Source organism: Micromonospora acroterricola (genome assembly GCF_003172955.1).
Lineage (GTDB): Bacteria > Actinomycetota > Actinomycetes > Mycobacteriales > Micromonosporaceae > Micromonospora > Micromonospora acroterricola.
Window position 1 is genome coordinate 1 of record NZ_QGKR01000103.1, and the last position, 24942, is coordinate 24942.

At 73.0% G+C, this 24942-nt stretch carries 18 protein-coding genes; 8 read left to right on the forward strand and 10 right to left on the reverse strand.

Features of this window, described 5'->3' with window-relative positions:
- The first annotated feature begins 76 nt into the window (after positions 1–76).
- Together DKT68_RS03055 and DKT68_RS03060 are read left to right on the forward strand one after the other, a co-directional pair.
- Complete coding sequence (locus tag DKT68_RS03055) at positions 77–2902, forward strand: PQQ-dependent sugar dehydrogenase (RefSeq protein ID WP_109815909.1); 2826 nt, start codon at positions 77–79, stop codon at positions 2900–2902.
- 214 nt (positions 2903–3116) lie between these two features.
- Complete coding sequence (locus tag DKT68_RS03060) at positions 3117–3899, forward strand: hypothetical protein (RefSeq protein ID WP_161556613.1); 783 nt, start codon at positions 3117–3119, stop codon at positions 3897–3899.
- Between the two features lie 243 nt (positions 3900–4142).
- Here the strand turns inward: DKT68_RS03060 and DKT68_RS03065 are convergent, their stop codons facing one another.
- Complete coding sequence (locus DKT68_RS03065) at positions 4143–4730, reverse strand: TetR/AcrR family transcriptional regulator (RefSeq protein ID WP_109815922.1); 588 nt, start codon at positions 4728–4730, stop codon at positions 4143–4145.
- 132 nt (positions 4731–4862) lie between these two features.
- Here DKT68_RS03065 and DKT68_RS03070 point away from each other — a divergent pair, with 132 nt between their 5' ends.
- Positions 4863–5882, forward strand: a complete 1020-nt coding sequence (locus tag DKT68_RS03070) for an aldo/keto reductase (RefSeq protein WP_109815911.1) — start codon at positions 4863–4865, stop codon at positions 5880–5882.
- A 199-nt stretch (positions 5883–6081) separates the two neighbouring features.
- Entirely contained in the window at positions 6082–7458 is a 1377-nt protein-coding gene (locus tag DKT68_RS03075) for an FAD-dependent oxidoreductase (RefSeq protein WP_109815912.1), read from the forward strand.
- Between the two features lie 49 nt (positions 7459–7507).
- Here the strand turns inward: DKT68_RS03075 and DKT68_RS03080 are convergent, their stop codons facing one another.
- The 6 genes from DKT68_RS03080 to DKT68_RS03105 all read right to left on the reverse strand — a co-directional run bounded on the left by DKT68_RS03080 (position 7508) and on the right by DKT68_RS03105 (position 14608).
- Positions 7508–7984, reverse strand: a complete 477-nt coding sequence (locus tag DKT68_RS03080) for a heme-degrading domain-containing protein (protein ID WP_109815913.1) — start codon at positions 7982–7984, stop codon at positions 7508–7510.
- A gap of 107 nt (positions 7985–8091) precedes the next feature.
- Positions 8092–9552, reverse strand: a complete 1461-nt coding sequence (locus DKT68_RS03085) for an SDR family NAD(P)-dependent oxidoreductase (RefSeq protein ID WP_109815914.1) — start codon at positions 9550–9552, stop codon at positions 8092–8094.
- A 160-nt stretch (positions 9553–9712) separates the two neighbouring features.
- Positions 9713–10618, reverse strand: coding sequence for a siderophore-interacting protein (locus tag DKT68_RS03090; RefSeq protein WP_109815923.1), 906 nt, complete (start codon positions 10616–10618; stop codon positions 9713–9715).
- Positions 10619–10647: 29 nt separating this feature from the next.
- Positions 10648–12750, reverse strand: coding sequence for an iron ABC transporter permease (locus DKT68_RS03095; protein ID WP_407940687.1), 2103 nt, complete (start codon positions 12748–12750; stop codon positions 10648–10650).
- 5 nt (positions 12751–12755) lie between these two features.
- Positions 12756–13739 (reverse strand): iron-siderophore ABC transporter substrate-binding protein, encoded by a 984-nt coding sequence (locus DKT68_RS03100; RefSeq protein ID WP_109815915.1) that lies wholly within the window; start codon positions 13737–13739, stop codon positions 12756–12758.
- Positions 13740–13774: 35 nt separating this feature from the next.
- Positions 13775–14608, reverse strand: coding sequence for an ABC transporter ATP-binding protein (locus tag DKT68_RS03105; protein ID WP_109815916.1), 834 nt, complete (start codon positions 14606–14608; stop codon positions 13775–13777).
- Positions 14609–14816: 208 nt separating this feature from the next.
- Between DKT68_RS03105 and DKT68_RS03110 the strand changes: the two genes are divergently transcribed.
- The 3 genes from DKT68_RS03110 (at position 14817) to DKT68_RS03115 (ending at position 19511) form a co-directional block, all read left to right on the forward strand.
- Positions 14817–15872 (forward strand): FAD-dependent oxidoreductase, encoded by a 1056-nt coding sequence (locus tag DKT68_RS03110; protein ID WP_201748876.1) that lies wholly within the window; start codon positions 14817–14819, stop codon positions 15870–15872.
- Positions 15803–16255: a hypothetical protein gene (locus DKT68_RS31340; RefSeq protein ID WP_201748877.1), complete on the forward strand. Its 453-nt coding sequence runs from the start codon at positions 15803–15805 to the stop codon at positions 16253–16255. Before DKT68_RS03110 ends, DKT68_RS31340 begins: the two co-directional genes overlap by 70 nt.
- A 76-nt stretch (positions 16256–16331) precedes the next feature.
- Complete coding sequence (locus DKT68_RS03115; protein WP_109815917.1) at positions 16332–19511, forward strand: BTAD domain-containing putative transcriptional regulator; 3180 nt, start codon at positions 16332–16334, stop codon at positions 19509–19511.
- Here DKT68_RS03115 and DKT68_RS03120 read toward each other — a convergent pair.
- Together DKT68_RS03120 and DKT68_RS03125 are read right to left on the reverse strand one after the other, a co-directional pair.
- A complete protein-coding gene (locus tag DKT68_RS03120) occupies positions 19508–20335 on the reverse strand; it encodes an ABC transporter permease (RefSeq protein ID WP_109815918.1) in 828 nt (275 codons plus the stop codon). The genes DKT68_RS03115 and DKT68_RS03120 overlap by 4 nt on opposite strands.
- A complete protein-coding gene (locus DKT68_RS03125) occupies positions 20332–21312 on the reverse strand; it encodes an ATP-binding cassette domain-containing protein (RefSeq protein ID WP_109815919.1) in 981 nt (326 codons plus the stop codon). Before DKT68_RS03125 ends, DKT68_RS03120 begins: the two co-directional genes overlap by 4 nt.
- A gap of 291 nt (positions 21313–21603) precedes the next feature.
- Between DKT68_RS03125 and DKT68_RS03130 the strand changes: the two genes are divergently transcribed.
- On the forward strand, positions 21604–23928 hold the full coding sequence (locus DKT68_RS03130) for an acylase (RefSeq protein ID WP_236646693.1): 2325 nt from the start codon (positions 21604–21606) through the stop codon (positions 23926–23928).
- Between the two features lie 154 nt (positions 23929–24082).
- Here the strand turns inward: DKT68_RS03130 and DKT68_RS03135 are convergent, their stop codons facing one another.
- The gene (locus tag DKT68_RS03135) at positions 24083–24886 is read right to left on the reverse strand and encodes a methyltransferase domain-containing protein (RefSeq protein WP_109815921.1); all 804 of its coding nucleotides are present in this window, start codon (positions 24884–24886) and stop codon (positions 24083–24085) included.
- Between the last annotated feature and the right edge of the window lie 56 nt (positions 24887–24942).

The following is a 24942-nucleotide window of genomic DNA, read 5'->3' on the forward strand; positions in this document are numbered from 1 at the left end:
CGTGGGGGCGCGCCACCACCACCTGGCCGTGGCGCGCCCCCACGCGCCCAGCCCCGGTCGTCGAGAAAGGACGATCATGCCCTCTACCCCCCGGCGTTGGCCCCGGGCACTCGTCGCGGCGTTCACCACCGCCGCGAGCGTGACCCTGGCCCTGGCCGCCCCGTCAGCCGCCCAGGCGGCGGTGATCCCCGCCGCCGACTATCAGCAGGTCACTCTGGCGACCGGTTCGGCGGAGATCGGCGAGGCCATGTCGCTCGCCGTCATGCCCAACCGCTCGGTGATTCACACGGCCCGCAACGGCACGGTGCGGGTGACCGACGCGGCCGGAAACACCAAGGTCGCCGGCAACCTGCCCGTCTACACGCACGACGAGGAGGGTCTGCAGGGTGTCGCCGTCGACCCCAACTTCGCCACCAACCGGTACGTCTACCTCTACTACTCGCCCACGCTGAGCACCCCGGCGGGGGACGCCCCGACCACCGGCACGGCGGCGGACTTCGACCGGTGGAAGGGGCACCTGCGGCTGTCTCGGTTCACCCTCAACAGCGATGACACGCTCAACCTCGGCAGCGAGCGGATCATGCTCCAGGTCGACAACGACCGGGGCCAGTGCTGCCACGTCGGCGGCGACATCGACTTCGACGCCGCCGGCAACCTGTACCTGACCACCGGGGACGACACCAACCCGTTCGAGTCCAACTCGTTCACGCCCATCGACGAGCGGACCAACCGCAACCCGCAGTTCGACGCGCAGCGTTCGTCGGGCAACACCAACGACCTGCGGGGCAAGGTGCTGCGGATCAAGCCGCAGCCGGACGGCTCGTACACCATCCCCGCCGGCAACATGTTCGCGCCCGGCACGGCCAGGACCCGTCCGGAGATCTACGCGATGGGCTTCCGCAACCCGTTCCGGATGAGCGTGGACAAGCCCACCGGCATCGTCTACCTCGGTGACTACGGGCCCGACGCCGGCGGCGCCGACCCGAACCGTGGCCCCGGCGGCCAGGTCGAGTTCGACCGGATCACCGGGCCCGGCAACTACGGCTGGCCGTACTGCACCGGCACCAACACGGCGGCCGAGACGTACAACGAGTACACGTTCCCGTCCGGGCCGTCGCAGGCCAAGTACAACTGCGCCGCCGGGCCGACCAACAACTCGTTCCGCAACACGGGCCTCACCACGCTGCCCGCCGCGCAGCCGAGCTGGATCAAGTACGGCGACGCGGGGTCGCCCCCGGAGTTCGGCGGCGGCTCGGAGTCACCCATGGGCGGGCCGGTGTACCGGTACAACTCCGGGCTCAACTCCAGCGTCAAGTTCCCGGCGTCGTTGGACGGCCAGTTCTTCGCTGGCGAGTACGGCCGCCGGTGGATCAAGGCGATCAAGGTCAACGCCGACGGTTCGCGGGGGGAGATCTCCGACTTCCCGTGGACCGGCACCCAGGTGATGGACATGGCCTTCGGGCCGGACGGGGCGCTCTACGTGCTGGACTACGGCACCGGCGCGAACAACCAGGCGCTGTACCGGGTCGAGCACATCGGCGGCGGCAACCGAAGCCCCGTCGCGGTCGCGTCCGCGAACCCCACCTCCGGGGCGAACCCGTTGACCGTCACCTTCTCCTCGGCCGGCAGCTCGGACCCGGAGGGCGGGGCGCTGAGCTACCTGTGGACCTTCGGCGACGGGACGACGTCGACGGCGGCCAACCCGACGAAGACGTACACCACGAACGGCACGTACACCCCCACGCTGCGGGTGACCGACCCCACCGGCCTGTCCGGCACGGCGAGCCTGGTGGTCACCGTGGGCAACACCGCTCCGACGGTGTCGCTCACCCTGCCGGCCAACGGGCAGCTCTTCAGCTTCGGGGACACGGTGCCGTTCCAGGTCACGGTCAGCGACCCGCAGGACGGCACGATCAACTGTTCCCGGGTGACCGTGAGCTACGCGTTGGGTCACGACAGCCACGCCCACCAGATCACCTCGAAGACCGGCTGCAGCGGCACGATCACCGTCCCGGTCGACGGTGAGCACGACACGGCGGCCAACATCTACGGGGTCTTCGACGCCTCCTACACCGACAACGGCGGCCTCACCACGCACAGCATCAAGACCCTGCAACCGAAGCACCGGCAGGGCGAGCACTTCGGCGCCCAGTCCGGCGTCCAGATCGCCGACCACGCCAGCGCCGAGGGTGGCCGGACCGCCGGCTTCATCGAGAACAACGACTGGATCTCGTACCAGCCGTACCACCTGGCCAACGCCAACCGGTTCTCCGCGCGGGTCTCCTCGGCCGGCGCCGGCGGCAGCATCGAGGTGCGCGCCGGGTCCGCCACCGGCACCCTGCTGGGTACGGTCGCGGTGCCGGTGACCGGCGGCTGGGAGACCTTCACCACCGTGTCCGGCGCCATCACCAACGCACCCGCGGCGACGACCACCCTGTACCTGGTGTTCAAGGGCGGGGCCGGCAACCTGTTCGACGTCGACTCCTTCACGTTCACCACCGGCTCGGGCGGCGCCGGGGCGGTCAGCCTGCGGGCGCAGGTCAACAGCCAGTACGTGACGGCCGACAACGGCGGCGCCGCGCCGCTCGTCGCGAAGGCGGCCACCGTCGGGCTGTCCGAGCAGTTCGACCGGGTCGACGCCGGCAACGGCACCATCGCCCTGCGGTCGCGCGTCAACGGCCTGTACGTCTGCGCCGACAACGCGGGCGCGGCGCCACTGATCGCGAACCGTGCGGCGGTGGGCCCGTGGGAGACCTTCCAGCTCATCACCAACTCCGACGGGACGGTCAGCCTGCGTGCCCTGGCCAACAACCAGATCGTGACCGCCGAGAACGCGGGAGCGGAGCCTCTGATCGCCAACCGTACGGCGGTCGGTTCCTGGGAGAAGTTCACCCTGAGCTGACGCACGACCGGCCCGGTCTGGTGACCCACCAGGCCGGGCCGGTCGACCGGGTCGCGCCGCCCCTGGTGAGGCCCGTGACATGATGGCGCCCATGGGGAAGCAGGGGGACGTCGGCGAGCCCGACCGTCACAGCGGGTCAGGCACCACCGACCAATCGACCGGTGGTGGCGCAGATGCACAACTCGCCCTCGCGCAGGACCCCGCGACGCCACAGATGACCCTCATCGACCTGGCGTCCGACCCGTCGGCAGCGGTCCGCAAGGCCGTCGCGACCCGGCCCGACGCTCCCGCGCAGGCGCTGCGACCGCTGACCCGCGACCCCGATCGTCAGGTCCGTGAGGCAGTGGCACGGAACCCCGCGACCTCCGTCGGCAACCTCCTGCGTCTCGTGAAGGACGCCGACCGGTGGGTCCGCTGGGCGGTCGCCGGCAACCCGGCCTGCGACAGGTCGGTGCGCCAGGTGATGTCGGAGGCGCAGGACAAGGAACTCCGGGGTCTCCTCGCCGAGACGCGGGAGTTGGAGCCCGACCTGGCCGCCAGGCTGGTCGACGACGTCTCACCCGAGGTACGGGAACGACTCGCCACCCACACCCACGACCCCGACGTGATCACCGCTCTGATGGCCGATCGCACCGCACGTGTCCGCAAGGGGATCGCCCGCAATCCGCGGACCACCGCCGACCAGCGCAGTGTGCTCGCCCAGGACCCCGTCGTCGACGTCCGTGCCGCGCTGGTCCGCGCGGTCGAGCTGGACGAGGCGGACCTGGAGCGCCTGGTCGACGACCGTTCGGTGCAGGTCCGGCTGGCGCTGGCGAAATCCGAGGTCGTCCCGCCGCACATCCGGCAGGCCCTCGAGCGCGATCCCGACGAGACGGTGGCCAGCGCGGCGCGGGAGTTCCGCCCGGGGGCCGGCGCGTCCCCGGTGATCCGTGCTCCCCGCGTCGGTCACCGGCGCTCCGGGACCGGCCCCGGTCGACCGGGCGGCACCGCGCGCTGAGGCCCGCGCCGGCCGGCACCGTCTCGCCGGCTGGCCCGTCTGGCCGGACACCCTTACCGCCCGCCTACGACGCGAACCCGAGCTGTCCCCCCGGGGGCGCGACGCGACGGGCGTCGGCGGACCGACCAGGCCTGTCAGCCTCCGGAATTTCATCCGGGGCGGCCGGGAACCGCCCACGACCTGGGAGCGCGTCCGCCGCCACCGCTGACCGTCGCCAGCTGCCGTCGGCCGTGCCGGCGGCGGCTACTGCCGTCGGAGCCCCGCGATGAGCAGTTCGACCACACGTCGAGCGTCGTAGCGGGGGTCGGTGTCGGCGCCGATGCAGAGATTGCCGACGCCGCGCATCAGCTCGTAGGCATCCAGGCCGGGGCGTGTCTCGCCGGCCTGGGCCGCGGCGTCGAGCAGTCGGGCGCACACGGGCACGAGCCGGTCGAGGAAGTACGCGTGCAGCGTGTCGAAGCCGGCGTTGTCCGGCTGGAGCACGCCGGCGAGGCCGCGTTTGGTGACCAGGAAGTCGACGAAGAGGTCGATCCACCGCCTCAGGGCGGCGTGCGGGGTCGGGCTGCTGGCCAGCAGGGCGGGGCCGGCCTCGGCACAGGCGTCGACCTGGTGCCGGTAGACGGCGATGATCAGGTCCGCGCGGGTCGGGAAGTGGCGGTAGATCGTTCCCGTTCCCACGCCCGCCTTGGCCGCGATGTCGCGTACCGGCGCTTCGACCCCGGACGTGACGAACACCGCGGCGGCCGCGTCGAGCAGGGTCTTCTCGTTGCGTACGGCGTCGGCCCGTTTGCGCGGGGACGCGCCTCCCGTGCTGCCGTCACCGTCGGACACCACACACCTCCACCGCTGGGCTTGGCAAACGGAACAACGTTCCGTATCGTTAACGGAGCAACGTTCCGTTTGCTCATGATGCCAGAGCGACGGGCCGGCAACCAACCCTCACAGCCAGCGGAGGAACACGTCATGCAGTACCGCAGCCTGGGCCGCACCGGTGTGCAGGTCAGCACACTCGTGCTCGGCGCGATGAACTTCGGCAGCATCGGGCGCACCAGCCAGGACGAGGCCACCGCCATCGTCGACGCCGCCCTCGATGCCGGGATCAACCTGATCGACACCGCCGACATCTACAGCGGCGGCGAGTCCGAGGAGATGGTCGGCAGAGCCATCGCCGGCCGCCGCGACGACATCGTGCTGGCCACCAAGGCGAACAGCCCGATGGGCGACGACCCCAACCACCGCGGCAGCTCACGCCGCTGGCTGGTCACCGCGCTGGACAACAGCCTGCGCCGCCTCAACGTCGACCACGTCGACCTGTACCAGATCCACCGGTGGGACCCCAGCACCAGCGACGAGGAGACGCTGTCGGCACTGACCGACCTCCAGCGCGCCGGAAAGATCCGGTACTTCGGCTCCTCGACCTTCCCGGCGTACCGCCTGGTGCAGGCCCAGTGGGCCGCGCGGGACAACCACCTGGGCCGTTACGTCACCGAACAGCCCAGCTACTCGATCCTGCAGCGCGGAATCGAGACCCACGTCCTGCCGGTCACCGAGCAGTACGGTCTCGGTGTGCTGGCATGGAGCCCACTGGCCTCGGGCTGGCTGTCGGGCGCGATCCGCCAGGGCCAGGAGATCGCCACCAACCGCTCCGCGTTCATGCCGCAGCGCTTCGACACCACCATCCCCGCCAACCGGGCCCGCCTCGACGCGGTCGAGCGACTGGCCACGGTCGCCGACGAGGCCGGCCTGACGATGATCCAACTCGCTCTCGGTTTCGTCACCGCGCACCCGGCCGTCACCAGCGCGATCATCGGCCCCCGCACGCTGGACCACCTCCACTCGCAGCTCGCCGCGGCGGACACCGTGCTCACCGCCGACGTGCTCGACGCGATCGTCGCGATCGTCGCGCCCGGCACCGACCTCGCCGCCGACGAGAAGTTCGACACCCCGCCCGCCCTGCTCGACCCGTCGCTGCGCCGCCGCTGACCGCGTCACGGTCGGCAACCCGCGGCGTCCACGGCACTTCCGTCGCACGAGGACCGTGTCTTCCTGGCGGGCCTGACCGGGCAACGTCCAGCGTCTATGCAACGATCGTCGGGCGTCATGCCGACGGCCCTTCCCGCCAGCCTGCCAGCGCCGGCAGCCCGGGGGAGGGCCCCACATCTCGTACCTCTTGGAGAGCACCATGTCCCTCTCCCCGACGCGGGTCTTCGCCGCGATCAACGCCGTGCAGCCCCCCGACCAGGCGTCCCCGGTGATGGGCAAGGCCGTCGTGGTCGGCGGCAGTGTCGCCGGCCTGCTGGCCGCCCGGGTGTTGTCCGACTACGCGGAGAGCGTCGTCATCATCGACCGGGACGACCTGGAGGCGACAGGCGAGCGGCCCGGGGTGCCACAGGGGACGCAGCTGCACGCTCTGCTGCCCGGTGGCCTCTTCCAGCTCGAACGCCTGTTTCCGGAGTTCCGTGAGCGGGCCCTGGCCGCCGGGGCGGTCGAGGCGCCCCCGGAGGCGAGGCGCAACTATCTCGACGGCCGCCCGAAGGTGGTCGTTCCCGACGACGCCGACAGCCTGGCGGGCAGCCGGCCACTCCTGGAGGGGCTGATCCGTCAGCAGGTGCTTCGCCTGCCGAACGTCAAGACGGTCACCGCCCGCGCCACGGGCCTCGTGTTCGACGGCGACGTGACCACCGGGGTCCACTGCGAGGTCGACGGGGTTCCCGGCGTCGAGGCCGCTGATCTCGTGGTGGACGCCATGGGGCGTTCGAGCAGACTCTCCGAGTGGCTGGAGCAGGCCGGCTGGGACCGGCCCGTCACGCGGCGGATGACCGTGCACCTGAACTACGCGACCGCGCTGTTCCACCGTAAGGAGGCCAACCCCGCCTCGGCCGTCGTGCTGGCGCTGAACACCCCCGCGACGTCGTCGGACGTGGCCGGCGCCGCCTTCTTCGCCATCGAGGACGGCCGGTGGATGGCCATGATGGCCGGTTACGGGGACAACCGGCCGGGCCGTACCGCCGAGGACTTCGTCCGTCGACTGCGGGAGCAGTTCCCGCCGGAGTTCGGGGAGGTCGCCGGAAACGAGATGCTCGGCGACGTGCAGACCTACCGCCACGCGGACAGCCGGCGGCGGGACTTTCACACGCTGAAGCGTTTCCCGGCCCGCCTCGTCAGCGTCGGTGACGCCGTCGCGTCGTTCAACCCGGTGTACGGGCAGGGGATGACGGCGGCGGCCCTGCACGCGGCCTGCCTGTCGACGTACCTGCGATCAGGTCCCGACCTGACCGTGCCGGCCCGCCGGTACCTCGCCCTGCAGAAGGTCGTGGTCGACGCCGCCTGGTCGATGTCGACCTCCGCCGACCTGGCGTTGCCGCACGTCGACGGGCCCTACCCGCGTGGCTACCGGGTCTCCAGTTGGGTCAGCAGGCAGATCGTCGCGGCGACCGTCACGGACGTGGTGACCGCGCGTCGGTTCAACGAGGTCGTTTCCATGCGGGAACACCCGCTCTCGCTGGCCCGACCCCGCGTGCTCCTGGACGCTCTGCGCGCCAACCGCCGGGCGCGCTGAACGTGTCACCGGCGCCGAGCCCGTTCGGGCCGGCGCCGGTGACGGCGGACTATCGCGGGAGCTTGCGGAGGATGCCGACGACGAAGCGGTGGTCGTCGAGCTGCGGGAGCCCGGACACGCCGACCCAGCCGACCACGCCGGTGCCGCGCACGCGCAGGGGCACCGCGCCGCCGGCCGCCGCGTACCGGGAGGCCGGCAGGCCGTACCTCTCGCTCAGCGTCACCTGCTTGTCCTGGCACAGCCGCGCCATGTACAGCGACGAGTGCTCGAACCGCATCACCACGCGCCCCTTGCGGCGCAGCCACCCGTCGTTGTCGGCGGTGGAGCCGGGCAGGCCGCAGTGGAACAGCTGACGGCCGGCCCGCCACACGCCCACCGAGACCGGGAGCCGCTGCTCGCTCGCGGCGGCGACGGCGAGCATCCCCAGCTCGTACGCGTCCGTCTCCGACAGACCCGGAAGCTCCAGCTCGCTCTCCTCGCGCAGCAGCTCGTCCAGCGTGGGCCACGCGTCCTGGTCAGATGGCATGCGGAGCTTCTCCTCGTCACGTGGGCCGACGGCCCGGCAGGTGGGTGGGGCGTAGCTGGTGATTGTCGCAAACCCGCCCGCTGTGCCGTGGCGGGTGGGAACGCCGCTCACCAGGCGCAGGGGGCGTAGTCCTTCAGGAAGCAGCCGTACAGGTCCTCGCCCAGCTCGCCGCGAACGATCGGGTCGTACACCCGGGCGGCGCCGTCGACGAGGTCCAACGGCGCGTGGAAGCCCTCGTCCGCCAGCCGCATCTTCGTCGGGTGCGGCCGCTCGTCGGTGATCCAGCCGGTGTCAACGCTGGTCATCAGGATGCCGTCGGTCAGCATCTCCTGGGCGCTGGTCCGCGTCAGCATGTTCAGCGCGGCCTTCGCCATGTTGGTGTGCGGATGCCCCGGCCCCTTGTAGCCGCGGCCGAACTGGCCCTCCATCGCCGACACGTTCACCACGTACTTGCGGCGGGCCTTCGCCGCGGCCATCGCCGGTCGCAGCCGGCTGACCAGGACGAACGGCGCCGTCACGTTGCACAGCTGCACTTCGAGGAGCTCGACCGGGTCGACCTCCTGCACCCGCTGGACCCAGCTGTTGACCGAGTCGAGGTCCGGCACCAGGCCGCCCGCGTCGATGGCCGTGGACGCCGCGATCCGCTCCGGCGAGGCGGAGCCGCTGGTCAGCGCCAGCGCGGTGAGCGCGTGCGGGGTGAGCGCGGTCGACTGCGGCCCGGCGGTCAGGCTGCCCGCCGGGCCGCCCTGGCCGCCTGGCTTGGCGAACGTGATCAGCTCGGGCAGCGGGCCCTCCGGCAGGGCCGCGGCCTCCGCCGCGACGAGCTGCGCGTACGCCCCGGGGGAGCGGCGGACGGTCTGCGCCGCGTTGTTGATCAGAATGTCGAGCGGCCCCTGGCTGCTGACCGAGTCGGCGAGGGCGATCACCTGCGCCGGGTCCCGCAGGTCGATCCCGACGATCCGCAGGCGGTGCAGCCAGTCCCCGCTGTCCGGCATCGCGGCGAACCGGCGTACCGCGTCGTGCGGGAACCGCGTGGTGATGGTGGTGTGCGCGCCGTCGCGCAGCAGCCGCAGCGCGATGTACATGCCGATCTTCGCCCGGCCGCCGGTGAGCAGCGCGCGCCGGCCCGTCAGGTCGGTACGGGCGTCCCGGCGTTCCCGGTTGAGCGTGGCGCAGGTCGGGCAGAGCTGGTGGTAGAAGGCGTCCACCTCGCGGTAGCGCTGCTTGCAGACGTAGCAGCCCCGCGGGTTGTGCAGGACGCCGGCCGTGGCGCCGTCGGTGGGCGAGGCGAGCGGGACGCCCTGGGTCTCGTCGTCGATCCGGCCCGGGGCGCCGGTGGCCGTGGCCGCCGTCACCGCCCGGTCGGCCGCCGCGATGGCGTCGCGCCGTTCCTCGCGCCGCCGCTGCTTGATCACCTTGTAGAGCCTCGCGGTGGCGCGCTGCACCCGCACCACGTCGGGGTGGTCGGGAGGCAGTGCCTCCAACGCCTCGAAGACGCTGAGACAGGTCTCCAGCCGGCTCTGGTCAATGCCGGACTGACCGTTTTCCGTAACGTTGTCCACCGTCATGCGTCTTCGTCTCGTCCCGTTCCCTGCGCCGGATCCAGCCCGGCCCACCCCACATCCGACCCGGAACTGTACGCACCACACGGCCCCCGGTGCATCCCACGCGGCTGCTCAGCCCCGGCCCGGCGCGCGGAGGGCGACACCGGGGACCGGGGAGCCGCGCTCAGGCCGGGTCGGCGCGACCGAGTCGCCAGTAGCCCATGAAGGCCACCGCCCGCCGGTCGAGACCCCGCTCGGCGACCAGGTGCCGGCGCAGGGTACGGATGACACCGGCCTCCCCGGCCAGCCAGGCGTACAGCGGAGCCGGCGGCACCGCGTCGGGAACCTCCCACAGGATGCCGGTGTCCACGTCCACGTCGGCCACCGGCTGGGTCGCGCCGGCCGAGCCTCCGGCGAGCAGTTCCCCCGCCGCGGCGGTGACGGCGGGCACGAGCCGGCTGCCGTGCGCGTCCGCGCCCCGCGCCAACCAGTGGACGTCCATGCCCGGGGGAGCCACCAGCGGCAGCACGTCTCCCGCGTCGGGCACCTCCAACACGACCGTCCCGCGCGCGTCGAGCGGCAGCCGTTCGCAGATGCCGCTGATCGCCGGTACGGCGGTCTCGTCACCGGCCAGCAGCAGGCGACCCGCCGAGGACGGCCGGAACTCGATCCCGCCGTGGTCACCGTCGTAGCCGGCATCGGGGCCGAGGATGGCGATCTCGTCACCGACGCTCACCCGCCCGGCCCAGCGGGTCGCCGGACCGCTGTCACCGTGCAGCACGAGGTCGACGTCGACCTCGGCCAGGTGCGGCCGGACCGCCCGCACCGTGTAGGTGCGCACCGGATTGCGCAGGTGCTCGGGCAGGGCCCGCCACTTCGCGTACCAGTCCGCCCCCTCCGGCAGGCGCCCCCGGCTCTGCCCGGGCAGCGGTAGCGCCAGCTTGATCCGCTGGTCGTAACCGTTGTCGGCGAAGCGGTCGAGGTCGCCTCCGGTGAAGGTCACCCGGACGAAGGACGGGCTGAGCCGGCGTACCGCCCGGACCTCGACGGTGAACTGGCGCCACGGGGCGATGGGCATGGTCTCGGTCATGGTGCCTCTCTGGTGCTCGGGCCGGCGTGCTACCGGGAGGTGTTCGCCGCGGCGCGGGAGCGCCACAGCAGCCAGACGAAGTACGGGGTGCCGATCATGGCGGTGACCAGGCCGGCGGGGATCTGGGCCGGAGCGATGACCGTCCGTCCGAGGGTGTCGGCGAGGCTGACCAGCGCAGCGCCGAGCAGGGCGGCCACCGGCAGCACCCGGGAGTGCCGGCCGCCGACGAGCGCCCGGGCGGCGTGCGGGGCGACCAAGCCGACGAAGCCGATGACCCCGACGGCGGAGACCGCGGTGGACGTCAGCAGCGCCGCCGCGCCGAGCGCGACCAGCCGGGTGCGTTCCAGCCGGACGCCCAGCACCCGGGGGGTGTCGTCGTCCAGCGTCATCAGGTCGAGTTCGCGCCGGGCGGCGACCACGGCCGGGGTGAGCACCAGCAGGGCGATCAGCACCGGCAGCACCTGCGTGGACGTGCGGCCGTAGGTGGAGCCGGACAGCCAGGTCAGGGCCTTTCCGGTGTTCCACGGGTCGAAGGCGACGATCAGGTAGGTGATCACGGCGGTGCCGCCCTGCCAGGCGCCGAAGCCGATCAGCACCAGCCGGTCGGAGCTCAGCCCACCGCCTCGCCAGGCCAGGCCGTAGACCAGGGTGAACGCCAGCATCGCGCCGAGCCCGGCGACACCGGAGACCGCCCACACCCCGGCCAGCGGCACGAAGGTGAGCAGCGCGACCGCGCCGAGTCCGGCGCCGGCGGTGATGCCGAGGATGCCGGGCTCGGCCAACGGGTTGCGGCAGACCGCCTGCACGGTGGTGCCGGCGACCGCGAGCGCCGCGCCGGCCAGGACCGCCGCGACGACGCGCGGCCACCGCTGGTCCAGCACGAAGGTGTACGCGGGCCCGGTCGTGCCGTCGACCCAGTTGACGAGATCACCGAGCAGCACCCAGGTGTCGCCGGCGAGCATGCCGACCGTCACGGCGACGACCGTGACCACGGCGGCGACGGCGACGACGCCGCGGTGGAAGGCCGGGGAGCGGACGGCCGCGTGCCCGCCGGGCGGGCGGCGGGTGGGGCCGGCGTCGCGGTGCCGGCGGGCCAGCCAGATGAGGATCGCCGCGCCGAACAGCGTGGTGACCACGCCGGTGGGAATCTCGACGCCGGCCTGCCCGCCCATGACGGCGCGCAACAGCACGTCGGAGCCGAGCACGATGACCACCCCGGCGATGCCGGACAGTGGCAGCAGGATGCGGTGGCGGTGGACCCCCGGCAGCACGGGAGCGAGCAGCCGGACGATCACCGGGGCGCACAGCCCGACGAAGCCGACCGGACCGGTGAGGGTCACCGCCGCGGCGGACAGCAGCACCGCCAGCACGGTGACGATGAGACGGGTGCGCCGCACGTCGAGGCCGAGCACGGTGGCGGTGTCGTCGCCGAGGGCGAGGACGTCGAGGCGGTGCCCGAGCAGCACCAGCACGGTGACGGCGCCGACGAGCACCGGGGCGAGCTGGGTGAGGGCGTTCAGGTCGCTCTGCACGAGCGAGCCGTTGCCCCAGGCGAACAGACCGATGGTCGCCTGTTCGAACAGGAGCAGCAGGAGCGTGGTCACCGAGCTGAGCGCCAGCGCGATCGCCGAGCCGGCGAGGATGAGTCGGGTGGTGCCGGCCTGCCCACCGGCGGACATCGCCATCACCAGACCGGCGGCGGCCAGCCCTCCGCAGAAGGCGAGTGCGCCGGCGGGCAGCGCGGGCAGCGACACGCCGAACGCGGCGACGGAGACGATCGCCAGGTGGGCGCCCGCGTTGACGGCCAGGGTGTCGGGGGACGCGAGAGGGTTGCGGGCGATCGACTGCAGCGCGGCGCCGGCGACGCCGAGCGCGACGCCGATGGCCAGACCGGCGAGCAGCCGCGGCAGCCGGGAGGCGACCAGGACGCGGGCCGCCTCGTCGTCGGCGCCGGTGGCGAGCCGCAGCAGGTCCAGGGCGCCGACGGTGGAGGTGCCCTGGGTTAGGTGCACCGCGCCGACCACGAGCAGCAGCAGGACCGCGGCGACGAAGACGGCGACGACGCGGGGCACGGCCAGGCGGCCGCCCGGAGCCGGCCGGGTGGCCGACTCCGGGCGCGGGGGTGCGATCAGCACGCTCACACCGTGTACGTCGTGACGAGCTGGTCGATCCACTGCCTGCCGGACAGCGGGCCGCCGAAGGTCCAGATGCCACTGGGCATCTTGTGCACGTTGCCCTGTCGCACGAAGGGCAGCGACGTCCAGATGGCGTTCGCGGCGAGACCGTCGGCGAACACGTCGACACCGTCGGAGGCGCTGTAGAAGAGGTGCGTCTTCGGGTCCTTGAGGACCGTCATGCCCTCGACGTCGGTCTGGCCGAGGCCCCACATCTCGTCGGTCTTGCCGGTCCAGGCGTTGGTGAGGCCGAGCTGGATGCCGAGCTGGGAGACGAGCGCACCCTGGCCGAACATTCGGATGCTGACGGTGCTGCCCTCCTTCCATCCGTCGGCGACGGCGAACGGCCGGCCGGCGGCGCCGGCGTCGGCGATCTTCTTCCTGCCGTCGGCGAGGGCCGCGTCGAAGTCGGCGAGCAGCTTCTCCGCCTCCGTGGTCCTGCCGACCGCCTTCGCGATCATGTTGAGGTCCGCGCGCATCCGGCCGATGTTGTCGGTGGCGTCGCTGCCCTTGGCGACCACGACGGGGACGTACTTCTCCAGCTGGCTGACCAGGTTGGCGCCCCGGTCGTCCTCCATCACCACCAGGTCGGGCTGGAGGGCGACGATCGAGTCGACGCTGGGCTCACCGCGCGTGCCGACGTCCTTGACGCCCGGGTCGAGCTTCGCGGCGCTCACCCAGGTGCCGTAGCCCTTGGGGTCGGCGACGCCGACGGGCATGACGCCCAGGCTGACCAGCATCTCGACCTCACCCCACTCCAGCCCGACGACCTTCGTCGCCGGGGCCTTGAGGGTGACGTCCTTGCCGCGGCCGTCGGTGACGGTGACCGGCCCGCCGGCCGCCGAGGCGGCCGCCGCGGGGGTCGCGGTGTTCTCGGTGGTGCCGCAGGCGCTGAGTGACAGGGCTGCTGCCACGGCGACGAGGGCGGTGAAACGGGTACGGGTCATGACGATCTTCCTCTGGTGCGGATCGGGGTGTTCGTTCAGATCGGGGTGCGGGCGAGGTGCCGCCCCACGGGACGGGTGGTGACGACTCCGCTGACCGGGTCGGCGGTCACCTCGATCCGGATCCCGTAGGTCTCGCTCAGGGCGTCTGCGGTGAAGACGGCGGCCGGCGTGCCGGTGGCGCGGACCCGTCCGTTGTGCAGCAGGACCACCTCGTCGGCCACGGCGGCTGCCTGGTTGAGGTCGTGCAGCACGACGCCGACGGCGACGTCGTGGTCGTCGGCGAGGTCACGGACGAGGTCGAGGATCTCCACCTGGTAGCGCAGGTCGAGGAACGTGGTGGGCTCGTCGAGGAGCAGCACCGGGGTTTCCTGGGCCAGGCAGGTGGCCAGCCACACCCGCTGGAGTTCGCCGCCGGAGAGTTCGTCGACCGGACGGTCCGCCATGGCCGCCACACCGGTGACGTCCATGGCGCGGGTGACGGCGGCGGGGCCGTTCGGGTCGTCCGCGCGCCAGCGCCCGCGGTACGGGTGGCGACCGTACCCGACCACGTCACGCACGGTGACTCCGCTGGGTACCGGCCGGCTCTGGGCGAGCAGGGTGACCCGACGGGCGAACTCCCGGGCGGGCAGGCTGCCCGCGGTGGCGCCGTCGGCGAGATGAACCATGCCCGCCTCGATCGGGTGCAGTCGGGCGAGGGCCCGCAGGAGGGTGGACTTGCCGCTGCCGTTGGGACCGACGAGCGCGGTCACCACGCCGCGTCGCAGGCCGATCGCCGCACCGTGCACCACGGTCACGCCGTGGTAACCCAGACGGAGGTCGACACCCGACAGGCTGTGCTCCCGGTTGGCCAACGCCAGCTCCTCATGCATGAGGTTAGGCTAACCTAACTCGCTGCCGGCTGGTCAGAGGGGTCCGGGACTGTCCGGCGGGGCCGCCGCCGGCGCCATCTCGCGCGGCGTCGGACGCCCGGATCGGTGCTGCCAACCGGAAATGACGGGCAGCGGACACTGACTGCGGCCGATCTGGTGGCTACGGTCGTGGATGCCCAGGTGTCCCGTCCAACCGAGGAGCGATCGCATGGTTACCTCCCCGTCCCGGCTCTTCTCGGAGATCGCGACGGCCGAACGGCCGACCGAGACCAGGGTGCTCATGCGGCGGGCGGTGGTGCTGGGCGGCAGCATCGCCGGACTGATGGCGGCTCGCGTCTTGAGCGACCACGCCGACGAGGTGCTGATCATCGAGAGGGATCCGTCCGACGTGGACGGCGGACCCCGGCCCGGCGTGCCCCAGGGCAGTCAGGTGCACGCGCTGCTGCCCGCCGGTCAGATCCAGTTGGAACGCTGGTTTCCCGGCATCGTCGACGAGGCGCTCGCGCTCGGTGCCCCTCCGCCACCCGGCGACCCGGGCGCGGCGAAGATCTTCGTGAACGGGGTGCTGGGGCTGCCGCCGGCGCCGTCCGACACCGGCCCGATGCTGATCACCACGCGACCGTTCCTGGAAGCGCTGGTCCGGCGGCGGACCCTCGCCGTCGGCAACATCCGGATGGTGTACGGCCGGGCGGAGGGCCTGGTCCTCGCCAACCGGCGCGTCGCCGGCGCCCGGTACGTGCCCGACGGCGGCGGCGAGCCGGTCGTCGAACCGGCGGACCTGGTGGTCGACGCGATGGGGCGGTCCAGCCGGCTCAGCGACTGGCTGGCCGACAACGGGTGGCCCCGCCCGCCGATGCAGCGGATGCCGATCAAACTCAACTACGCGACCGCGCTCTTCAAGCAGGACGAGAAGGTCAGCGACGCCTGGGTGGTGGTCTACCACACCATGGCCGGGAAGGGCCGTTCCGCCCGCATCGGTGGGATCAACTCCGTCGAGGGGGACCGCTGGATCATGCTGGTGGCGGCTACGACGAGGACCGGCCCACCCGCGACGTCGCCGACTTCACCGCCCGCTGCCGCGAGCACTACCCGCGCATGTTCGGCGACATCGCCGAACACGGGGAGATGCTCGGCGGGGTGGCCACGTACCACCAGGCGGACAGCCGACGCCGGGACTTCCACAAGCTCGACCGCATGCCCGCCGGACTGGTCGCCGCCGGTGACGCGATCGCCTCCTTCAACCCGGTGTACGGCCAGGGCATGACCTCCGCGACGCTGCACGCCTCCTGCCTGTCGGCGTACCTGCGGTCGGACCCGAGGCTGGACGAGCCGGCGCGGGTGTACTTCGACCAGGTGCGGGTGATCGTCGACGCCGCCTGGCAGGTCTCCACCTCGGCCGACATCGAGCTGCCCCACGTCGACGGGCCGTACCCACCCGGCTACAGGGTCACCAAGTGGTTCGGTGACCTCGTCTTCCGGACCTCGCAGACCGACCCGGTGCTCAGCGCCCGGCTGAGCCGGGTCACCACCATGCTCGACCACCCGGCGGCGCTGAGCCGGCCCGGCACCGTGCTCCGGGCGCTCCGGCTGGGCCTGTTCACCAGGCGTCCCGCCACCACCTCAACCAACGGCCACGGCCACGGTTAGGCCCTGCCACCGGGGTGGCAGGTGACCGTGAGCGGGTTGCCGGTGGCCTGATGTGCGGGTGGGGGATGCTGGGTCGGTGCAGATCACGATCCTCGGCCCGCTCGCCGTCGACGGCCGGCCGGTCCGGGGTGAGCGGCTGGCGGCGGTGATCCGCGCGCTCGTCGACGCGCGCGGGCGAGCGGTCTCCACCGCGCTGCTCGTGGACGCCGTGTGGGACGGCACGCCGCCCGACGACGCGACGGGGGCCGTCCAGGCGCTCGTGTCCCGGGTACGCCGTCTCGGGCTGCCCGTGGCCGCGGCGCCCGGGGGTTACCGCCTGCCCGCCGACGAGGTCACCGTCGACGCGGTCGAGGCGCGTGCGCTCGTCGAGCGGGGACGTGCCGTACTCCGGACCGGTGACGTCCCTGCCGCCCGCGGCTGCGCCGACCGGGCGCGTGCCCTGTTCCCGGACGTTCCGGAGCTGGTCACCGCCGAGGAGACCCGCCTGTTCGCGGACGTCGCCGCGCTGCGCGCGCAGGCGGCACTCGCCGGTGCGGGGCCGTTCGACGAGGCCGACCTGCGCCGGCTCGTCGCGCGGACGCCGCCGGACGAGCCGTCGGCCGCCCTGCTCGTCCGGGTGCTCGCCGCGCAGGGCCGGGACGCGGAGGCGCTGGAGGTGGTCGAGCGACTGCGCGTGGACCTGGCCGACCGGTACGGCACCGACCCGTCGCCGGTCGTCACACAGGTCCACCTGGCGCTGCTGCGCGGCGAACTCGCCACCCCGGCCGTCGTGGCGCCACCCCGGCAGCCGGCGCGGATCGCCCTGCCCGCGGCGTGGCGCCGGCCGGTGACCGCCCTCGTCGGCCGGGAGCGCGACGTCGAGGCCGTGCGCGAGGCGCTGACCGGGGCGCCCCTGGTGACGATCGTGGCGACCGGAGGGGCGGGCAAGACCCGCCTCGCCGCCGAGGTGACGCGGCGCGCGGCGGCGGCCGGACAGGCGGTTCGGGTGATCGAACTCGCCGGCCTGCGCGCGCCGGACGAGGTGCTGCCCACCGTGCTCGCGGCGCTCGGCGGGGCGGACACCTCGGCGACCGGCGGCACCATGGGCCTGGAACGGCGGGTGCTCAGCCCCGAGGAACGGTTGCGCGCCGTGGCGCCGGACCTCGACGGGCTGGTCGTGCTGGACAACTGCGAGCACGTCCTCGACGCGGTGGCCACCGTCGTCGCGGACCTGATCGCGGTGCTGCCGCCGGAGGTCACGGTCCTCGCGACGAGCCGGGCTCCCCTGGGCCTGGCCGGCGAGCTGGTCCACCGGCTGACCGTCCTGCCCGACGCCGACGCGCTCGGGCTGGTCGAGGCTCGGGCGCGGGCCGGCGGCGCGGTGCCGACCTGGGACACCGAACGGGCGCTCGCGCTGTGCCACCGGCTCGACAACCTGCCGCTGGCCCTCGAACTGGCCGCCGCGCGACTGCGGAACATGCCGATCGACGACGTGCTCGCCGGGCTGACCGACCGGTTCGCGCTGCTCGACGACGCGTTGCGGGGCCTGCCGGAACGGCACGCGAGCCTGTGGGCGATGGTCGACTGGAGCCGGGAACTGCTCGCGCCCGACGACCGCGAGCTGCTCCAGCGGATCGCGGTCGTCCCCGGGCCGTTCACCGCCGACCTCGCCGCCGCCGTCGCGCGGACCCCGGATGTACGACGGGGCCTGGCGACGCTCGTCGAACAGTCCCTGCTGACCCTGGTCGAGGGCGACGGCCCGCCCCGCTACCGGATGCTCGAAACCGTCCGGGAGTACGGCGAGGCCCGGCTGGACACCGCCGGTGGCCGGGATGCCGCCATGGCCGGCCTGGTCGGGTGGGCCCGGGAGAAGGCCGCCGCGCTCGCCGCCCAGTTCGTCGGCCCCACACAGGTCGAGGCGTTCGCCCGCTGCGTCGACGAGCAGGACAACCTGATCGCCGGCCTGCGCTGGGCGATCGGGCACGACGACGAGCCGGCCGCGGTCGACGTCGCCACCGCCCTGCTCCACGTCTGGACGGTGCGCGGCCTGCACCTCGAGGTCGTCGGGTGGGCACGCGGCCTGTTGCACGTCGAGGACCCGCAGAGACGGCGACGCTGCGCGATCCTGCGCGGCCGGGCCGCCGGGCGGCCCCTGCCGGACGCCGACCGGCTCGCCTGGACGTGCCTGCTGATCGGGGTCAACGCCGGCATCGGCCGCGAACTGCGGCTCGCCGCCCTCGCCCGCCGGGCCCTCCGGACGGTCCTCGCCGAGCGACCCGACGAGGTGTCGTCCCGGCTGACCGCGCTCGCGTCGGCGTTGCCGAGCTTCGACGCGTCCGACCCGGAGGAGAGCATGAAGGCCGCCGCCGAGATGATCGCGCACCCGGACCCGTACGTGCAGGGCCTCGGCCTCTTCGCCCGCGCGGCGGCACGCGAGAACGGCGGCATGCCCGAGGCGTCGATCGTCGACGCCGAGCACGCGTACCGGCGCTTCGAGGTGGCCGGCGACCACTGGGGCATGGCGATGGCGGCGGGAGGCGCCGGCCAGTTCTTCAGCCTGCGCGGCGACGCCCGCTCGGCCGAGTGGCTCGCCCGCAGCGTCCGCCACATGGACCTCATCGGTGCGACGCAGGACGCCCGGTCGATCCGGGTGCTGCTGGACGTGCAACTCGCCCTCACCGGCGACACGGAGGCGGAGCGGCGGCTGCGCGAGACCGCGACACCCGGCCAGGCCGAGGAGGTGGACGCGGCACAGGCCCGCCTCGGGCTGGCTCACCTCGCCTGGCAGCGCGAGCGGTACGACGAGGCGACCGCCCACGCCGACGCGGTGGTCCGGAGCCTGGCCGGGTGGGTCGCGCCGCCGCCACAGCCGCGCGTCGTGCTCCGGGTCGCGGTGGCGGTCCTCTACCTACGGCTGGAGCACAGGAGACCGACCACGGGAGACGACGCCGACGCCCGCGCGACCACGTTGCTGACGCTCGCCCGCGACGAGGCGCTGTCCTCGAAGGACCTGCCGGTCATCGGGGCCTGGGCGATGGGCGGCGCGGAACTCGCGGCGCACCGGGACGACGTGCCGACCGCTCGGGAGCTGGCAGTGCTCGGGATGCGGATCGGCACCAACGTCGGGGCCCTCTTCCCACCCGGGAGCGGCGAACGGCTCGACGCCGCCCTCGGAAAAGAGGAGCAGCGTGAGCCGTTGCTGGCCGCGTGGCGCGAGCGGCCGGTCGCCGCCACCGTCACCCGGATCCGCGAGCTGATGGACGACCTGCTCGCCTAGATCTTCTTGCGGTACGCGCGCAGCGCCAGCGGCATGAACAGCGCCACGAAGCCGGCACACCAGGCGAGCGTCCACCACACGTGCGAGCCGACCGGTGTGCCGAGGAACAGCCCGCGTACCGCCGCCACCAGGTGGGTCATCGGGTTGACGTCCACGAACGCCTGCATCCAGCCCGGCAGGGTGTCGGCGCTGACGAACACGTTGGACGCGAAGCTCAGCGGCATGATCAGCGCGAACATCAGACCCTGCACGGCGCCCGGGGTGCGGACCTTCATCGCCACGAAGACCGGCAGCCAGCTCAGGCAGAGCGCGAACAGCACCGCGAGCAGGCAGCCGGCGATCGCCCGGAGCGGATCGGAGTCGATCCGGAAGCCGAGCAGGTAGCCGATCGCGAGGGTCGAGACCGTGACGATCACGTACCGGACGACGTCTCCCAGGACCGCGCCGACCAGTGGCGCGGAGCGGGGGACGGGCAGCGACCGGAACCGGTCGAAGATGCCCTTGGCGATGTCGGTGTTCAGGTTGACGCCGATCGCGATCGCGCCGGTGGCGATGGTCTGCGCCAGGATGCCGGGCAGCAGGAACTGCAGGTAGTCGTGCGTGGATCCGGCGACCGCGCCGCCGAAGATGTACACGAAGATGACGAGGAACAGCACCGGTTGCAGCGTGACGTCGATGAGCGCCTCGGGCGTACGCCAGGTCTTGATGAGGCTGCGCTTGGCGAGCGCCATCGAGTGCCGGACGAGCCGGAACGGTCGCGGGTTCGGGACGGCCGTGGAGAGCACGGCGTTCGTGGTGCGGGGCGGGGCGACCAGGGTGCTCATGCCGCGACCTCCTTCAGGCTGGTGGTGTCGTCCTCGGACGCCGTACGCCCGGTGAGGGTGAAGAACACCTCGTCGAGGCTCGGCAGGTGCAGGGAGAGTTCGGTGACCGCGATGCCCGCGGCGGCGAACCGCGCGACGCTCTCGGTCAGGGCCGCGTCATCGGTGACGGGGACGGCGAGTACGCCCTTGCGGATCTCGTCGGCCTGCGCGCCGGAGCCGACCTCGGACAGGATCGCCGCGATCCGGGACAGGTGCGCCGGGTCGGACGGCCGCACCTCGAGTGTCTGGCCGCCGACCACCCGCTTGAGCCCTTCGGGCGTGTCGTACGCGATCACCCGGCCGTGGTCGATCACCGTGATGGCGTCCGCGAGCGCGTCGGCCTCCTCCAGGTACTGCGTGGTGAGCAGGACGGTCGAGCCGTTCGTGACCAGCGAGCGGACCACGTCCCACATGTCCTCGCGCTTGGCCGGGTCGAGCCCCGTCGTCGGCTCGTCCAGGAAGATCACGTCCGGTGAGCCGACGAGGCTGGCGGCCAGGTCCAGCCGTCGGCGCATACCGCCGGAGTAGGTCTTCGCCGGCCGGTCGGCGGCGGCCGTCAGGTCGAACCACTCGAGCAGTTCGACGGCCCGCCGCCGGGAGCCGGCGCGACCCAGTTCGAGCAGCGTGCCGAACAACTCCAGGTTCTGCCGCCCGGACAGGTCCTCGTCGACCGAGGCGTACTGGCCGGTGAGGCCGATCGTCCGCCGGACCCGCTCGGCGTCGCGGACGACGTCGAAGCCGCTGATCCGGGCGGTGCCGGCGTCCGGGGGAAGGAGCGTGGAGAGGATGCGGACGGCGGTTGTCTTGCCGGCGCCGTTGGGGCCGAGGACCCCGAGCACCGTCCCGCGGGGCACGGCGAGGTCCACGCCCTGTAGTGCCTTCGTCTTCCCGAAGGTCTTGACGAGGCCCTCGGCCTCGATCACCAGGTCAGCTGTCATGCCGTACAGCCTGCGCGGCTCGCCTGACACGGCCCTGACACGCCACCGACACCGGCACCGACACGTCGCCGAGGCGGTGGGGTTTCCGCCGCCGCGCGCCGGCGGGTGGCCGCTGACCGCACCACGGCGCGCGGTCGGCGCGCCGGGGGTGTACGAGGCGGCATGGCAGGGACGAGAATGCCGATCAACGTGAATGTCCCTCGGGCAGCGGCGTCCGGGGGACGACGGGGGGAGGACGCGGTGTCACCATCAACACGCCTCGGCACGGCGGGGGTTGTCCTGGGCCTGATCATGGCGGGCCTGAGCGTGCCCCCGGCCGGCGCGCACCAGCGCGACCGGGGCTACTCGGCCGAGATCCGCCGCGCGTCCTACGGCGTCCCGCACATCACCGCCACGAACTACGCCAACCTCGGCTTCGGCGTCGGGTACGTGCAGGCGGAGGACAACCTCTGCGTGATCGCCGAGAAGGTGGTGACGGTCAACGGCGAGCGCTCCCGCTACTTCGGGGCGACCGGCCCGACCGACGCGAACGTGCGCAGCGACCTGTTCTTCCGCAAGGCCGTCGACGACCGGACGGTGGAGCGGCTGCTCGACGGCCGCCGCGACGGCGTGCACTCGCCGTCCAACGACGTCCGCGACCAGATCCGTGGCTTCGTCGCCGGCTACAACTCCTACCTGCGTCGCACCGGCGCGGCGCGGCTCACCGACCCGGCGTGCCGGGCCAGGCCGTGGGTGCGCCCGCTGACCGAGCTGGACATCTGGCGTACCACCTGGGCCAGCATGGTCCGGGCCGGCTCACGGGCGGTGCTCGACGGCATCGTCGCCGCCGCACCGCCCACCGCGACCGGCCCGGCCGCCGTCCAGGACGCGCCCGGCGCCGCCGCCGTGCTCGCGTCCCGCGACGGCGCGCCCGCCGGGGTGGGCAGCAACGCGTACGGGCTGGGTGAGGCGGCGACCGCCAACCGCGGCGGCATGGTGCTGGCCAACCCGCACTTCCCGTGGGACGGCGCGGAACGCTTCTACCGGATGCACCTCAAGGTGCCCGGCCGCTACGACGTCGAGGGCGCCGCGCTGATCGGCGACCCGATCGTCGAGATCGGGCACAACCGCACCCTCGCCTGGAGCCACACCGTCTCCACCGCGCGACGGTTCGTCTGGCACCGCCTCGCGCTGGTCCCCGGCGACCCCACCTCGTACTACGTGGACGGTCAGCCACGGAAGATGACCACCCGCACGGTGACCGTGCGGGTGCCCGGCCCCAACGGCGGCACGGTCCCGGTGAGCAGGACCTTCCACGACACCCACTTCGGGCCTGTCGTGGTGGTGCCCGGCACCTTCGACTGGACCGCCGGCGCCGCGTACGCCATCACCGACATCAACGCCACCAACAACCGGGCCTTCGACGGGTGGCTGCAGATGGGCCGCGCCGAGACCGTCCGGGACCTGAAGCGGGTCCTCGACCGCTACCAGTTCCTGCCCTGGGTCAACGTGATCGCCGCCGACGCCCGTGGTGAGGCGCTCTACGCCGACCACTCGGTGGTTCCCCGGGTGACCGACGCGCTCGCCGCCGCCTGCATTCCCGCGCCGTTCCAGCCGCTGTACGCCAGCAGCGGTCAGGCCGTCCTCGACGGCTCCCGGTCGGCCTGCGCGCTCGGCGCCGACCCGGACGCCGCCGTGCCCGGCATCCTCGGCCCGGCGAACCTGCCGGTCCGTTTCCGCGCCGACTACGTCACGAACTCCAACGACAGCTACTGGCTGGCCAACCCGCAGGCGCCCCTGGAGGGGTACGCGCGGATCCTCGGCGACGAACGGACCCCGCGCAGCCTGCGTACCCGCCTCGGCCTCGACCAGGTCCAGCAGCGCCTCGCCGGCACCGACGGGCTGCCGGGACGCGGGTTCACCGCCGACCGGCTGTGGCGGACCGTCTTCGGCAACCGGGTGTACGGCGGGGAGCTGGTCCGCGACGACCTGGTGGCGCTCTGCACCGCCCACCCGACCGGCACCGCCTCGAACGGCGCGACGGTCGACCTGCGCGCCGCCTGCACCACGCTGGCCCGCTGGGACCTGCGCGCCGATCTGGACAGCCGCGGCGCGCACCTGTTCACCGAGTTCGCCCTGGCCAACGGGCTGCGCTTCGCGGACCCCTTCGCCGTCACCGACCCGGTACGCACGCCGCGCCGGCTCGACACCGCCAACCCGGGGGTGCTCACCGCGCTCGCCGACGCGGTGCAGCGCCTCGCCGGCATCCCACTCGACGCGCGTCTCGGGGACGTCCAGACCGAGCCGCGCGGCGAGCGGCGCATCCCGATCCACGGCGGGCGCGCCGAGGCCGGCATCTTCAACATGATCGTCAACAACCGGGTGCCCGGCGTCGGCTACCCGAAGGTGGTGCACGGCTCGTCGTTCGTGATGGCCGTCGAGCTGGGCCCGCACGGGCCGTCCGGACGCCAGATCCTCACCTACTCCCAGTCGACCAACCCGAACTCGCCCTGGTACGGCGACCAGACCGCGCTCTACTCGGGCAAGGGCTGGGACACGATCAAGTACACCGAGGCGCAGATCAAGGCGGACCCGAACCTGCGCACCTACCGGGTGGTGGAGGGCCGCCACCACTGACCCGCGGGCACAGGCCGGCCGGGCTCCCTGGCGGGGAGCCCGGCCGGTTGCGGTCGGCGCCTCCGTAGACCTGTCCGGCTCAGCGGGGGGCGTGCTGCGTCGGGAGAGGTACGTACGGCGCGACCACTCTCCGCGCGGTGGTCCACCTGCCCTCTCAGCCTGGTAGACGGCCCCGCGTGGAGACGAAGTGGTACGACATGACGGCGAACCCGGGGTCACGGACCAGCCGCCGGAAGGCGCTCAGCTGGTTGGGCGACAGCCCCGCGGCGAGCAGGTCCGGCTCCAGCTGGCGGGAGTTCGTCTCGTAGAGCGACGTCCCGGTCGAACCGCCGGCCCAGCTCTGCGAGTGGGTGGTGGTGTCCAGGTCGGTCAGACCGGCGAGGGCCATCTCGGTGTGCACGTCCTGCGCCCACCCCAGGTCGGCGCCGTGCTCCTGCAGCACGTCCATCATGGCGTCCATCACCTGCGCGAAGAGCTTCGCGGCGTCGTCGCTCGGTGCGGTCAGCACCCGCGGCGGCGCGGTGCAGTCGAACTCCTCGACCACCAGCCACCCGCCGGGGGCCAGCGCGCCGGCCAGCGTGCGGAGGACCCGTCGCCGATCGGGCAGGTGCAGCAGCACCAGCCGGGCGTGGATCAGGTCGAACGCGTCCCCGGGTGGCGCTTCGGTGCGCACGTCGTGTCGACGGACGTGCAGGTTGCCCTCCGTCACGAGATGCGTGGGGTCGATGTCCGTGGCCAGCACGCGACCGTCGTCGCCGACCGCGCGGGCGATCCGCCGGGCCATCGAGCCGCCACCCGCGCCGACCTCCCAGCAGGTCGCCCCCGGTCCCAGCACCGGGCGGGCCAGGCGGCGCGTCGTGATCGGATCCAGGAAGGACTCCAGCGCGTGCATCTGGGGGACGGCGTCCGGTGCGCCGTTGTCGAACGTGTACGTGCCATCGCTCGTAGCGGTTGTCATCGGTGTCTACCTCTCCGAGAGGGGTCGGGTGACTACGGGGTGTCGGCCCAGAGACG